This window comes from Halomonas sp. MS1 (assembly GCF_024182575.1).
Lineage (GTDB): Bacteria > Pseudomonadota > Gammaproteobacteria > Pseudomonadales > Halomonadaceae > Vreelandella.
The window spans coordinates 1,883,160-1,896,074 of the sequence record NZ_CP098926.1; the positions used below are offsets into that span (position 1 = coordinate 1,883,160).

Annotated in this window: 12 protein-coding genes and 1 tRNA gene; 9 read left to right on the top strand and 4 right to left on the bottom strand. The window is 55.3% G+C overall.

What is annotated here, in order from left to right; genetic code table 11:
• The first annotated feature begins 421 nt into the window (after nt 1–421).
• Complete coding sequence (locus tag NF683_RS08515) at nt 422–1,882, top strand: M14 family zinc carboxypeptidase (RefSeq protein ID WP_253921740.1); 1,461 nt, start codon at nt 422–424, stop codon at nt 1,880–1,882.
• A gap of 92 nt (nt 1,883–1,974) precedes the next feature.
• Here the strand turns inward: NF683_RS08515 and NF683_RS08520 are convergent.
• Together NF683_RS08520 and ispB are read right to left on the bottom strand one after the other, a co-directional pair.
• Nucleotides 1,975–2,051 (bottom strand) — tRNA-Pro (locus NF683_RS08520).
• 126 nt (nt 2,052–2,177) lie between these two features.
• Nucleotides 2,178–3,182, bottom strand: a complete 1,005-nt coding sequence (gene ispB, locus NF683_RS08525; protein ID WP_253921741.1) for an octaprenyl diphosphate synthase — start codon at nt 3,180–3,182, stop codon at nt 2,178–2,180.
• 285 nt (nt 3,183–3,467) lie between these two features.
• Between ispB and rplU the strand changes: the two genes are divergently transcribed.
• The 4 genes from rplU (at nt 3,468) to proB (ending at nt 6,624) form a co-directional block, all read left to right on the top strand.
• The gene (gene rplU, locus NF683_RS08530; RefSeq protein ID WP_009723801.1) at nt 3,468–3,779 is read left to right on the top strand and encodes a 50S ribosomal protein L21; all 312 of its coding nucleotides are present in this window, start codon (nt 3,468–3,470) and stop codon (nt 3,777–3,779) included.
• Nucleotides 3,780–3,809: 30 nt separating this feature from the next.
• Nucleotides 3,810–4,067, top strand: a complete 258-nt coding sequence (rpmA, locus tag NF683_RS08535; RefSeq protein ID WP_009097313.1) for a 50S ribosomal protein L27 — start codon at nt 3,810–3,812, stop codon at nt 4,065–4,067.
• A 141-nt stretch (nt 4,068–4,208) separates the two neighbouring features.
• The gene (cgtA, locus tag NF683_RS08540; RefSeq protein WP_089039956.1) at nt 4,209–5,402 is read left to right on the top strand and encodes an Obg family GTPase CgtA; all 1,194 of its coding nucleotides are present in this window, start codon (nt 4,209–4,211) and stop codon (nt 5,400–5,402) included.
• 61 nt (nt 5,403–5,463) lie between these two features.
• Nucleotides 5,464–6,624: a glutamate 5-kinase gene (gene proB / locus NF683_RS08545; protein WP_253921892.1), complete on the top strand. Its 1,161-nt coding sequence runs from the start codon at nt 5,464–5,466 to the stop codon at nt 6,622–6,624.
• A gap of 28 nt (nt 6,625–6,652) precedes the next feature.
• On the opposite strand, the gene NF683_RS08550 is transcribed toward proB, so the two are convergent.
• Nucleotides 6,653–7,642 (bottom strand): DUF1853 family protein, encoded by a 990-nt coding sequence (locus NF683_RS08550; RefSeq protein WP_253921742.1) that lies wholly within the window; start codon nt 7,640–7,642, stop codon nt 6,653–6,655.
• Nucleotides 7,643–7,848: 206 nt separating this feature from the next.
• Nucleotides 7,849–8,325, bottom strand: a complete 477-nt coding sequence (locus NF683_RS08555; RefSeq protein WP_253921743.1) for a PepSY domain-containing protein — start codon at nt 8,323–8,325, stop codon at nt 7,849–7,851.
• 208 nt (nt 8,326–8,533) lie between these two features.
• Here NF683_RS08555 and NF683_RS08560 point away from each other — a divergent pair, with 208 nt between their 5' ends.
• The 4 genes from NF683_RS08560 to NF683_RS08575 are packed head-to-tail and all read left to right on the top strand — an operon-like array spanning nt 8,534 to nt 12,869.
• Entirely contained in the window at nt 8,534–8,869 is a 336-nt protein-coding gene (locus tag NF683_RS08560; protein WP_051626550.1) for a PepSY domain-containing protein, read from the top strand.
• Between the two features lie 11 nt (nt 8,870–8,880).
• Nucleotides 8,881–9,555, top strand: a complete 675-nt coding sequence (locus tag NF683_RS08565) for a winged helix-turn-helix domain-containing protein (RefSeq protein ID WP_038480583.1) — start codon at nt 8,881–8,883, stop codon at nt 9,553–9,555.
• Nucleotides 9,552–10,916, top strand: coding sequence for a sensor histidine kinase (locus tag NF683_RS08570; protein WP_253921744.1), 1,365 nt, complete (start codon nt 9,552–9,554; stop codon nt 10,914–10,916). Before NF683_RS08565 ends, NF683_RS08570 begins: the two co-directional genes overlap by 4 nt.
• 33 nt (nt 10,917–10,949) lie before the next feature.
• Complete coding sequence (locus NF683_RS08575; protein WP_253921745.1) at nt 10,950–12,869, top strand: alkaline phosphatase D family protein; 1,920 nt, start codon at nt 10,950–10,952, stop codon at nt 12,867–12,869.
• The last annotated feature ends 46 nt before the right edge of the window (nt 12,870–12,915 follow it).

Sequence of the window (12,915 nt, forward strand, 5' to 3'; positions counted from 1 at the left end):
TACAACCTCTGGAACCTATTTGGAACCTAGAAAAAGGTGACCTCAATGGCTAAAACGACTGCCAGCCTAACTACCCGTACCTTAGCTCGACTGGTAAAGAAGTCAAAGGAAAGAAACACAGCCCAAACCCCACGTCTTTGGCACCGTTAGTAACCCCGACTTTTCGGACAAAACCGAGATTTTACTCCACCGGAGCGGATTGGGCAGCTGCGGCAGGATTTATGCCGTGTTTCCCTTATGCCCTGAACCCGTTGGCAGTTTTTGAGCAAGAGTACTAAAGTAAGTAAGTGGTATATTAGAAATCTCATTAGAAAGTTTCTAAAACAATAAGTTAGGCTAGGGTGAGTAGCCTTCAAGATATCTTCCCATATTGGATAGGGCAGTGGACAAAGGCCCCGGACCCGTTAAAGGAATAATGATTATGGAGCTTCAGGATAGCGGTAAAATAGTACAATCAATCTACTTTTCTCTACTTGGTCGTGCGGCAGACCCCGAGGGGTTTGGTTTCTGGCAGGAGCGGCTGGAAAGCGATGGACTTCAGGACGTATTGTCTGAAATTGCGAGCTCGAAGGAAGCTCAGACGTACATGCAAGAGGCATCTGATAGCGAATATGTTGCTGACCTCTATGAGCAGCTGTTTGCTAGAGCGGCGGACACGGAAGGTCATGACTTCTGGGCTGGCAAGTTAGAAGCCGGTGAACTAAGTCGTGCAGAACTCCGCGGGGCTGTGATACAGGCCGCGGCAAACACTGATACAGAGGCTTTGAATGCCAAGCTGGCGGTTGCCGACTATTATAGCCAGAACGTATCAGCAGAGAATTACAGTGCCGAGCAGTCTCTGGTCATGGAGAGCCTTCACAGTAATGAACAGCTATATGCTGAATTGCAGCGCCTGGACACTGAGTACGAATCCCTGGACCTTTCTCAGGTTGGAGAGTCCGTGGAAGGTAACCCGCTTTACAAAGCGGTAGTCGGTAGTGGACCCAAGACGCTGATGATTGCTACTCAGCAACATGGGGACGAGCCACTGGGAACCGAGGCGGCTTTGTACCTGCTGGACTATCTGGCAGGAGACAGTGTCGAAGCTAAAGCATTGCGAGAAGAGGTAACCGTAGTGGTCATGCCTCGAGTCAATCCGGACGGCTTTGCCCGCTGGGAGCAGCAGGTTGCAGGAGCTGAAGATGTGCTCGACCCGCGTCGTAACTCGAATGACATCGATCTCAATCGTACTTATGACCCCAACGAGGAGCAGAACCCTGAGCAGGCTCCGGAGTCGGCGGCGGTGAGAGAAGTCGTCAAGGAGTATCGGCCCGACTTATACCTCGATTACCATCATCAGAACAACTACCGGTCTGAGGATGAGACGCTGGATAGCATGTCGGTGCTCTGGGCGACCAGCGATGAAGTGGAGCCTGCCTTGATGGAGTCGGGGCAGCGCGCTGTGGTTGCCATCAAGGAAGCCTTGGAAGACTTCGAGCATGACAGCCTGACCCTGTTCCCCGGTAGTGATAACCCGGCTATCAGCCGCAACGGCTTTGCACTTGATGGTACCCCCACGTTGTTGATCGAGCAGCGTGGGCTCCAGGAGATGGATCAGCTTGCTCAAGGTCTTGACTTAGATTACAGCGCATTAGCTGCAGCTCTGACTCTGGAAGGGTGGCTCAGCATGATAGGTGTGATCGAGTTCATGGCATCGGGGGAATTCGACTCTCTGGACCCGGCTATTGCACAGCAGATAGCTGAACGCTCTGAATATGTCGACTTTGCTGACCTGTATAGTGATGATGCGGTTGTCGAGAATATTGCTGAAGAGGCAGGGGGCTTTGAAGAGGCCTTTCTGGCTGGAGTGTCGCAAGGTCTGGAGGATGGTCTAGTTGGGTAAACCCACTAGGTTGTTCACGGAAAGGCCTAGCAGCCATTAGCAAAAACGGCCACTTGCTCTAAGAGCTAAGTGGCCGTTTTTTCTGGAATTCTTGGTCGGAATAGCAGGATTCGAACCTACGACCTCTGCCTCCCGAAGGCAGCGCTCTACCAAGCTGAGCTATATTCCGAATATTGTTGCAACGATGCTATTAAAAGCGCGCTAAGCAGCGCTCAACAACGGAGCGAATCATACGCAGGCGAAGGGTTTTTTTCAAGTCCCTTTTTTCGCGCTGGGTTGCTTTGTTGCGCTGACTTTATGCTTTGCGATCAACCGCTAATCGAGCGATGCTAGCCATGCTGTCTCGATAGGGGCTCGGTGGCAGAGCATCGAGTTCGGCCAGGGCTTTATCGGCCATCTCAACGGCCCGTGCGCGGGTGTATTCCAGTGCGCCAGTGACATTGATGATCTCAAGCACCTCGTCGAGCTGCTCCAGACCGCCCTTGCGAATCACTTGGCGGATTAGCTTGGCTTGTTCAGGCGTGCCGCGCTCCATGGCATGAATGAGCGGTAGGGTAGGTTTGCCTTCTGCTAGGTCGTCGCCGACATTTTTGCCCATGGCCTCGGCATCGCCTTGGTAATCCAACAGGTCGTCGATGAGCTGGAAAGCGAGGCCTAGATAGCGGCCGTAGTACTGCAGGGCGCGCTCTTGCTCAGGTGTGGCGTCGGCAAGCACGGCACCGCTGTGGGAGGCGGCTTCAAACAGCATCGCTGTTTTACCTTGAATGGTTTCAAAGTAATCCGCTTCAGAAATGCTGGGGTTACCGATATTGGTGAGCTGCAGTACTTCGCCTTCGGCAATCACGCAGGTCGCGCCGGACAGAATCGCCATAATGCGCATCGATCCTACGTCCACCATCATTTGAAACGAGCGCGAATAGAGGAAGTCACCCACCAGTACGGATGGTGCGTTGCCCCAGGCATCGTTGGCAGTTTTTTTGCCACGCCGCATGTGCGATTCATCGACCACGTCGTCGTGCAGCAGCGTGGAGGTGTGCATAAATTCGATCAGCGTGGCCAGGGTGATGTGTTTGTCGCCCTCATAGCCCAGTGACCGAGCAGCCAGCAGCACGAGTAACGGGCGCAGGCGCTTGCCGCCGCTTTCAATAATATATTGGCCGATGGTTTCCACCAGCGGCACCTTGGAATTCAACTGCGCGACAATGGTGCGGTTTACGGCGTCAAAGTCATCGGCCACCACGGCGTGCAGCGGTGAAGGCGTTGGGCTGGCAGGCGGGGTTTGAGAGACGTTGGCTGTCATGGGTTCCGTTCATCGCGGGGGGAGGATAGTTGGGGCCATGCTATGGGGCTGTCTGTGAGGCGTCAAGGTAGCGATAGACGTTTGTAGTGCGATGTGTGATTGACAATGCCCCGTAGTCTTGTGGTAAACCGCGATAGTCGCTATAATTCGCGACCCACTCATCATGCTCCCTGTCAGATGGCTGCCAAAAGGGGCGCCACTCGCAGCAGGTCGATAAGAGCGGAAGGCGATGAGCGTTGGTTACGCGGGGCGTAATCGGCATTAACGACAAGTCCGGAGAGCGACATGTACGCAGTTATTAAAAGCGGTGGCAAACAGTACCGCGTTCAAGAAGGTCAAACCCTCAAGCTCGAAAAAATCGAAGTCGCTACCGGCGAAACGATTGAGTTTGATGAAGTGCTGTTGGTTGCAGACGGCGATGACGTCAACGTTGGCGCGCCTTTAGTAAGCGGTGCCAAAGTGTCCGCTGAAATCGTTTCCCACGGCCGTGGCGATAAAGTAACGATCATCAAGTTCCGTCGCCGGAAGCACAGCATGAAGCGTCAGGGCCACCGTCAGTGGTTCACTGAAGTCAAAATTACCGGAATTTCTGCGTAAGCAGTCGATTCCCTTAAGGAGGATTTTGCAATGGCACATAAAAAGGCAGCCGGCTCCACGCGTAACGGTCGTGATTCCGAGTCCAAACGCTTAGGTGTGAAACTCTTCGGTGGCCAAGCAGCCAGCGCGGGTAGCATCATCGTTCGTCAGCGTGGCACTCGTTTCCACGCAGGCACTGGCGTTGGCCTGGGCCGTGATCACACGCTGTTCGCTTTGAACGACGGCTTCGTGAAGTTCGAGACCAAAGGTCCGAATAACCGTAAATTCGTTAGCATCGTTTCTGCCTAAGCAACAGCTGTTGCGCAGAGCGAAGATGACGAAATAAAAGCCCCGCCATGGCGGGGCTTTTTTGTCTTTTCGATCCCTTTTGCCTGTTATTAATGGGCGGGATATTGCAGTTAGGGCGGCGGAAGCGGCCGGGAGAATCCAATGCAGTTCGTCGATGAAGCCTCGATTATTGTTGAGGCAGGTAAAGGCGGCAATGGCTGTCTGAGCTTTCGCCGCGAAAAATATGTGCCCAAAGGTGGCCCTGATGGTGGCGATGGTGGCCATGGTGGCAGCGTCTACCTAATTGGTGACGATTCACTGAATACCTTGATTGATTTCAAGTTTCAGCGTTTTTACAAAGCTGAAAATGGCCAGGGCGGCATGGGCCGCCAGATGAGCGGTAAAGCCGGTGAAGACCTGCATGTGAAAGTGCCGGTGGGCACCACGGTGATCGATGAGGATACCCTTGAGGTCATCGCCGATGTCACCGATATCGGTCAGGTGGTACTGGTGGCCGAAGGTGGTCGCCGTGGGTTGGGCAATATTCACTTTAAATCTTCGACCAACCGTGCGCCTCGCCGCACCACGCCGGGCACTGAAGGAGATCGCCGCAACTTGCGCCTGGAAATGAAGGTAATGGCTGACGTCGGCCTGCTGGGCATGCCGAATGCGGGCAAGTCCACGCTGATCCGTTCGGTATCCGCGGCCAAACCCAAAGTGGCGAACTATCCGTTCACTACCCTGGTGCCTAACCTGGGTGTTGTGAAGCTGGGGATGCACGAGCACTTTGTGATGGCCGATGTGCCGGGGCTGATCGAGGGTGCCTCTGATGGCGCGGGCCTGGGGTTACGTTTCTTGAAGCACCTGACACGTACACGCCTGCTGTTCCACGTGGTGGATGTGGCGCCGTTTGACGAGTCTGACCCCGTGGAAGCGGCGCAGGCGATTATTCACGAGCTAGGCCAGTTCTCTCCGGCGCTTTCTGAGCGGCCGCGTTGGTTAGTGCTGAATAAATTTGACCTGCTGCCGGAAGATGAGCGCGAAGCCCGCGCCGAGGCGATTATCCAAGCGCTGAACTGGGATGGTCCGGTATTCCGCATCTCGGCCATCAGCAGCGACGGCACTGACAAGCTGGTGCAGGCAGCGTATCGCTGGCTGACAGAGCAGCAGCGCCTGGAAAATGAAGATGAAGAAGCCCATGCCCGCGAGCAGGAAATGCGCCGCCGCATGGAAGAAGAGTCAGTGGCCCGTACGGAAGCGCGTCTTGGCCGTCGCCGTAAACGCGACGACGAAGATGAAGATGACGACGATTTTGACGATGATGATTACGATGTCGAGGTAGAGTACGCCCCGTAACCGATCCGTCGGTCGAATGGGTGACGTCAGCAGGGTCAACGGAATCAAACGCGTGAGCGGAATGGCTTGGGAGAGTCGCGACGTGGAAAGCAATGAGCAGTTGCCCGGCCGTGAGGCGTTAAGCAGCGCCCGCCGGGTGGTGGTTAAAATTGGTAGCGCGCTGCTCACCAACGATGGTCGAGGCTTGGATGAGCCGGCCATTGGTGGCTGGGTCGACCAGATTGCCACGCTGCATCAGCAGGGCAAAGAAGTTGTGCTGGTATCCTCGGGTGCCGTAGCGGCGGGCATGGTGCGCCTGGGGTGGCAGGCGCGCCCCAGCGCCGTTCATGAGCTTCAGGCTGCTGCGGCGGTAGGCCAAAACGGTCTCACCCAGTGCTACGAGCAGCATTTTGCTCGCCACGATATGTTAACGGCCCAGATTCTGCTCACCCACGATGACCTTTCCAACCGCAAGCGCTATCTCAACGCGTTATCAGCGCTGCGTACCTTGGTTGAGATGCGTGTGGTGCCGGTAATCAACGAAAACGATACCGTCGTCACCGACGAGATTCGCTTTGGCGATAACGATACGCTTGGCGCGCTGGTAGCCAACCTGTTAGAAGCCGATGCACTGCTGCTGCTCACCGATCAGGAGGGGCTGTTTGACGCCGACCCTCGCCACGACCCCAATGCTAAAATGATTGCTGAAGGCCGTGCCGACGACCCGCGCTTAGCCGCTGTTGCTGGTAGTGGAGGCGCCTTGGGACGCGGCGGCATGAGCACCAAAATTCGTGCTGCACAATTGGCTGCCCGTTCCGGCGCGGTCACGGTGATTGCCAGCGGCCGCCAGCCGGACGTTATTTCCCGCATCATGGCGGGCGAGGCGCTGGGTACTCTGTTGCGCCCAGCTCAAGCGCCCATCGCTGCGCGCAAGCGCTGGCTGGCAGGTCAGTTGCAGGTGCGTGGTACCTTGGTGCTGGATGCTGGGGCTGTCAATGTGCTGCGTGGCAAAGGCTCTAGCCTGTTGGCGGTGGGCGTACGTGAAGTGCAGGGCAGCTTTAAGCGCGGTGATATGGTGTTGTGCGTGGATGAACAGGGCGCACGCGTGGCTAAAGGATTGGTGAACTACGGCGCGGATGAAGCCCGTCAGTTAGCGGGCCAACCGAGCCACCAGATTGAAGCAATTCTGGGTTACGTGGAGGCTCACGAGCTGATCCATCGCGATAACTTGGTGGTTGTTTAACGAGCTGGTTGTTTAACGAGCTGGTTGTTTAATCGCGAGTACGGGGCGGTAGCGGTACTTGGCGTGGCCAGTCATCAGGCACGATGACTAGTCGCTCAAGCGGCTTTTCCTCAGCCTGCGGGTCGTATAGCACTACTTGCTGCGGCCCGTAGCGATGGATGAGTGGCGTCACGTCTGCCATATGTTTCTTGGCAGAGTAGAACCTAGCCAATGGCGGCGGTGCTAGCCAGTGAGGCTTCTCTAGCCATGCCATTTTCAGTGCCTCGCTTCGCTGGGCTGCGAATTGCGGCCAATCCCTTAGATAACACCACTTACCACGGCGATGATCGGCCGTTGCACCGCTGGGCGGCGGTAACGTTGCGTGCCAGGGATAAAACAGTACGCCGGGCATCGCTAGGCGCTGCGCCAGTGGATGATGGAGTGGTGGAGCGGGGCCTATATCTCTGGGCGCTAGCCAGTGGGCGATGATCGCTTGCGCGGTGGCAGTGCGCGAAATCGGTAGCTGATGATGGCGAAGATGGCTACATTTCAGCGCCAGGCTATCCAGCCCGCCAGGGCCAATCCAGCGGCTTTGGCAGGTGGCATCGCCAGGCCCTTCGGGTAGGCCAAGATAGAACTTTATCGCCACTTCCAAATGGATGGGGTTGGGGTTGTCCCGTGTTCGATAGAGCATATCCAGTTCGCCCAGGGTATTGCGCCGCTGGGTAATACGCAGGTTTTTGGCGAGCAGTCGTGTGTTAGGCGCGTTATCTAACATCAGGTGCCACAGCCGCTCATGGTAGTGCCCCATGCGTGTCGCCAGTTGGCCATCTAGCGCTCTCACTAGTGACGAAAGATTCGCCAACCAGTCATCAATTGAATCTACTAAGCCAAGCTCCTGGCGTGTTGGCCTGCCTGGATAGGTAGTCGGCCCCGTTAGCTCAATCAAATCAGGCGTGGCGAGCAACCACGCAAGATCACGCAATACCGAATGTTCTAGGCGGTCGCTTACGCCTTCTGCGGTGGCGGGTAGCGTCAAAGGCATCTCCCAGAAGTACACAGTCAATAACTATTGATGATGCGTACCACATTACAGCGCGTTGCTGGCAATGTCCCACTGGCTAATTAAAAAAGTAACTTACGGCGCTTATTTGGCGTATCAAACATTATGAGCTGCCAGCAAAAGCGGGCCTAAGTGGCCCGCATAATGGTTTGTGTTAGTTAATGCTGAATTGTGCTATACAGTTAGTCGCGGTCAACGTTACTCACTTGGAAGGAATCTTGGCGTAGACTGACTTCTATTTCACGACCATTTTCATCGCGGCCTTCCACATCAATCATGCCGCTTTTATCAATGTCGATATCTTCAAATTCGCTCATACCCTCTTGGCTTGCTACCTCGAGTGCTTGGCGAATATCATCTTCACTCATGCCCCAGGCACTGGTAATTAGACGCTCTCGCTCTTCTTGCAGTGTTTCGCCACTATCGATGGAAAACTCAATGTCGGCGTACCATTCGTCATCAAGCCAGCCTTCAACCTCGGCACGGCCACGGCTCTTAATACTGATCTCTTCATAATGGGTGAACCCATAGTCAGTGGCATGGGTTAGCACACTGTCAATCTGATCAACCGGCAATGTATCCGCTTGCACGCTACCTGCAGCCGCAGTGAACAGCAGTGCAGAGGTCGGGATCAGCAACATTTTTTTCATAGCGTTCATATCAAATTCCTTCTTGGTTTGTTGAATGACGTCATCTGTTGAATGAGACAGCATTCGTCATAAGGCAAAACAGTTATAGCACCGCGGTTCTTTCCGTAAGCTGACAAAGCCATTCATCTAACGTTCATGTTGCTTTTGGCATGCTAGTACGATGAACAAGATGCCCCTCACGCGAACCCTTTCACGTTATTGGCAGCGCCTGCCACGCATGCGCTTGCACAAAGCGCTGCCTGTTAACGTCGTTGTCGCGATGTTTGCTATTGCACTGGCCGGTAGTGCCATTGGTGATCAGCCCTGGGAAGCGTTGCACAGTGAAGTGCAGCGAGGCGATGTCGTGCCCTTAGAGTCCATTTTGGACTGGCTTGAGGCTAATTATATCGGCGAGGTAATAGAAGTAGAGGTCGAGCGTGAGGATGGTCATGTAGAGTATGAGATCAAACTGCTGGGCGCTCAGAATCAAGTGGTTGAGTTTGAGTTTGATGGCCATAGTGGACAGTTAATGAAAATAGAAGGTGTGCGTATTAACGAGATGCGCCGCCAATAAGGTAGCTATTCATGAAGTGTTTACTGGTAGAGGACGACCAGGCGCTCGCCCGTGAGCTTATTCAAGCGCTACGGGAGGGTGATTGGCTGGTAGAGCATGCGGAAAATGGCCAGGAAGCCGATTTTCTAGTGCGCACGGAAGCCTATGACACGGTCATCCTTGATGTGGGGCTACCCGATGGTGAAGGCACACGCTGGCTCTCTGCGTGGCGTGAAGACGGTATTGACCTGCCAGTATTGATTTTAACGGCGCGCGAGCGCTGGGCTGATAAAGCGGCGGGCTTTACCGCAGGGGCCGATGACTATGTGACGAAACCCTTCGAACCTGCCGAGGTCATGTTTCGGCTGCGTGCCCTGGTGCGTCGTAGTCATGGCCATGCCCATCCCGTGTTAAAAGTGGGTGAGTTACGCCTGGATACCCATACCCAGCATGTCACGCTGGCGGGCAGGCCGGTTAGCATAACCGCCCAGGAAACGCGCCTACTTAGCTACTTAATGCATGCCGCTCCGCGCGTGGTTAGCCGCAGCGAGCTCTCTGAACATGTTTATGACCGTGATCATGAGCCCGACTCCAACGTGATTGATGTTCAAGTGAGCCGGTTGCGGCGTAAATTAGGCGCATGGCGGATTGCCACTCTGCGTGGTCAGGGGTATCGCTTACTCGCTGAAGAGCCTTCCGGCGCATGAAACCAGCTATTACCCGTTGGGTTCAGCGTTGGTCGACCCGTTCGATTACGTTGCGTCTTCTACTGGCGGCACTGTTAATGGTGTTGTTAGCGTTGCCAATGGCGGGTTGGCTGCTCACCCATCATTATCGTACGTCAGCAATTCATGCCTTTGATGAACGCTTGGAGACAACGCTGAACGTGATCATTGCGGGGGTTACCTTTGACCCGATTGCCCAGCAGATAAGTTACGATCGATCGCTGGGCGACCCGCGTTTTGAACAGGTTTATTCCGGCTGGTATTGGCAAATTACCGACCATGACCAGCTTTCGGCAACGTCGCGCTCGCTGTGGGATCAGCGCCTACCGGTTGTCGATAATACAAACCTATCGGCTCGCACATGGAGCGGCCCGCGAGGCCAACAGTTGCGCATTGTCGAGCGAGATATTTACCTTGCCCCGTTGGAAACCCCGCTGCATGTTAGCATTGCCGCCCGTGATGACGCGTTGCAAGAAGATATTCGACAGTTTCAACAAGCTTTATGGCTGGGGCTGGTGGGCCTGGGTGCGCTGCTGTTAGGTGTACTGGCGCTGCAGGTGCGCTGGGGGTTGGCACCTCTGCGACGCATGAATGCCAATCTCCGGGACGTCGAGCAAGGGCAGGCTGAGCAGCTCGACACCCACCTGCCGGATGAGCTGGCGATGCTAGCGGAGTCAATGAATGCCGTACTTATTCGTGACCAGCGTTTGATTGAGCGAAGCCGCCATACCGCGGGCAACCTTGCCCATGCGCTAAAAACCCCGCTAAGCGTTATGCGATTACTGGTTAAGCAATTGCCCAGTGAAAGCCGCGCTCATTGGGAGGTTGAGCTTTCACGCATCGACAATGCGGTGCGTCACCACTTAGCGCGGGCATCGGCTGCTGGTGAGGGGGCGCGTTTCGCCCCAATTGCCGTACAGGATACGTTGGCGGCGCTGATTACTGGGCTTACACGTCTGGCGCAGCGCCGTCATATTCGCCTGCAGCAACACATAGACAGCAGCGCGCGCGTCCATATGGATGGGCAGGATCTTCAGGAAATCGTCGGTAACCTGTTGGACAACGCACTTCGCTGGGCGACCAGCGAGGTGAGCATTAGTCTGCAAACCGATGGCCAACGGCTGTCGCTACGAGTGAGCGATGATGGCCCAGGTATGTCCGCGCAGGAGTGCCAAGCTGCTGTGCAGCGCGGGAAACGTCTTGATGAACAACGTTCTGGTAGTGGACTGGGGCTGGCCATCGTGACGGATCTTGTCGCGCTGTATCAAGGGCAAATGCACCTGCAACGTGCTCAGGCGGGTGGATTAGAGGTGGTTATTGAGTTACCTGTGGTTGCTCGGTAGTTACTATGCATGACCTAACCAAGAGACAATGACATGACGCAAATCGCCAAGACATTGCCGGACGTACTGGTGGGGCCACTGCTGCGTCGCCTTTCGCCTTCGCGGCTAGTGCTGTGGCTAGTTGCTTCGCGCCCGCTAACCATGCAACTGGTGCTTTACCCTGAACAAGTGGGTGTCCAGGCGCACCCATTGGATAAGTCGCATCAATGCGTGGCGATTGGCCAGCACGCCTATATTCATTTTATTGACCTGAGCTTGCCGACCGCACTGCCCACCGATGAGCGGATTGCCTACGATCTGCAGGTACAGGATACCCAAGGTAACTGGCAACGCCTGCCGGATTGGGCGCCCTGGTTATGTCATGAGGGCGAAGCGTATCCAGGCTTTGTGCTGGCCTCTCGGCATCACCGGTTGATGCACGGTTCGTGCCGTAAACCCCATCACAACAGCGCCGATGGCTTGGTACGGGCAGATACCTGGTTAGCCGAACGCCAATCAACCCCTGAAGAGTGGCCAGCCTGGCTGCTGATGACCGGTGACCAGGTCTATGTTGATGATGTTGCTGGCCCGATGCTGCGCGCCGTACACGCACTGATTGAGCGTTTGGGATTGGTAGATGAACAGTTGGAAGGCGCCACGGTAGATGACAGCCAAGCGCTGTACGCCGCCCCCGAAAGCTATTATCACCGTGAAGCGCTGTTGCCGGATGTGACCAGTAACGCTGCGCTGCGTGAGCGTTTCTTTGGTGGCGTTAAAAAGCCCGTGTTTACCTCCGCAAATGCGCAAAACCACTTAGTGACACTGGCAGAAATGCTCGCCATGTACTGCCTGGTATGGTCCCCAACACCCTGGCAGCTCATTGCCGTTAAACCGCCAGCGTTGGGTGACAAAGAAACGGATGCCTATCAGCAAGAGCAGGTGGCGATTGACGACTTTGTGGCGGGGCTGCCCCGGTGCGCGCGGCTAATGGCCCACGTTCCCAGCCTGATGATCTTTGATGATCACGATGTCACCGATGACTGGAACTTGACCGCTGACTGGGAGCGCTGTGCCTACGGCCATCCGTTTTCAAAGCGTATTATCGGCAATGCGTTAGTGGCTTATTTATTGTGTCAGGGATGGGGCAATGCACCGGATAAGCTTAATCCGCTGTTGCTTCAAGCCGCGACACTATTTGAAGAGGCAGGCTCGCTTAACGCGAACGCCCAGGATAATTTCATCGAGCGGTTGCTGCGCTTTCAGGGTTGGGAGTACCAGGTGCCTGGCACGCCTGCTCTTATCGTGCTGGATACGCGCACCCGCCGTTGGCGCAGCGAAAGAAAGCCCAACCGTCCTTCGGGTTTAATGGACTGGGAAGCGCTGATGGAAATGCAGCAAGCGTTACTGGGGACTAAAAGCGCCGTTATCGTCTCCCCAGCTCCGATGTTTGGGGTCAAGCTGATAGAGATCATTCAAAAGCTGTTTACCTTGGCGGGCAAGCCGTTGGTGGTGGACGCTGAAAACTGGATGGCGCATCGCGGGGCGGCCAATGTGCTACTGCATATTTGGCGGCACTCAAAAACGCCGGGTAACTACGTGATTTTATCTGGCGACGTCCACTACTCATTTGCCTACGACATTGTTGTACGTCGGCAAAAGCAGGCACCGCATCTTTGGCAAATTACCTCCAGCGGGATCAAAAATACGTTTCCACAACAGCTGTTGAACACGTTTGACCGCTTGAACCGTTGGCTCTATGCGCCGTTTTCACCGCTCAACTGGTTCACCAAGCGCCGCAAGCTGAGTATTCACCCCCGCGACCCAGACCGGGCCAGCGCTGGAGAGCGGCTATGGAATGCCAGTGGGATTGGGCTGGTAAGCCTGGATGAACAGGGCCACCCAACGGATATTCGCCAGTTAGACGTCGATGGCGGTGATGTGGTGTTTCCACCGTCAGAACTCCCGCGCTCTTAGCCCGCGGCTGTTGGCCTTAGTGTCATACAAACGACATGGAAATGTC

Bases quoted from the DNA above. Each gene is read 5' to 3' on its own strand.
- NF683_RS08515 (WP_253921740.1), top strand. From the start codon at position 422: ATGGAGCTTCAGGATAGCGGTAAAATAGTACAATCAATCTACTTTTCT.
- ispB (WP_253921741.1), bottom strand. From the start codon at position 3,182: ATGACAGCCAACGTCTCTCAAACCCCGCCTGCCAGCCCAACGCCTTCA.
- rplU (WP_009723801.1), top strand. From the start codon at position 3,468: ATGTACGCAGTTATTAAAAGCGGTGGCAAACAGTACCGCGTTCAAGAA.
- rpmA (WP_009097313.1), top strand. From the start codon at position 3,810: ATGGCACATAAAAAGGCAGCCGGCTCCACGCGTAACGGTCGTGATTCC.
- cgtA (WP_089039956.1), top strand. From the start codon at position 4,209: ATGCAGTTCGTCGATGAAGCCTCGATTATTGTTGAGGCAGGTAAAGGC.
- proB (WP_253921892.1), top strand. From the start codon at position 5,464: ATGGCTTGGGAGAGTCGCGACGTGGAAAGCAATGAGCAGTTGCCCGGC.
- NF683_RS08555 (WP_253921743.1), bottom strand. From the start codon at position 8,325: ATGAACGCTATGAAAAAAATGTTGCTGATCCCGACCTCTGCACTGCTG.
- NF683_RS08560 (WP_051626550.1), top strand. From the start codon at position 8,534: ATGCGCTTGCACAAAGCGCTGCCTGTTAACGTCGTTGTCGCGATGTTT.
- NF683_RS08565 (WP_038480583.1), top strand. From the start codon at position 8,881: ATGAAGTGTTTACTGGTAGAGGACGACCAGGCGCTCGCCCGTGAGCTT.
- NF683_RS08570 (WP_253921744.1), top strand. From the start codon at position 9,552: ATGAAACCAGCTATTACCCGTTGGGTTCAGCGTTGGTCGACCCGTTCG.
- NF683_RS08575 (WP_253921745.1), top strand. From the start codon at position 10,950: ATGACGCAAATCGCCAAGACATTGCCGGACGTACTGGTGGGGCCACTG.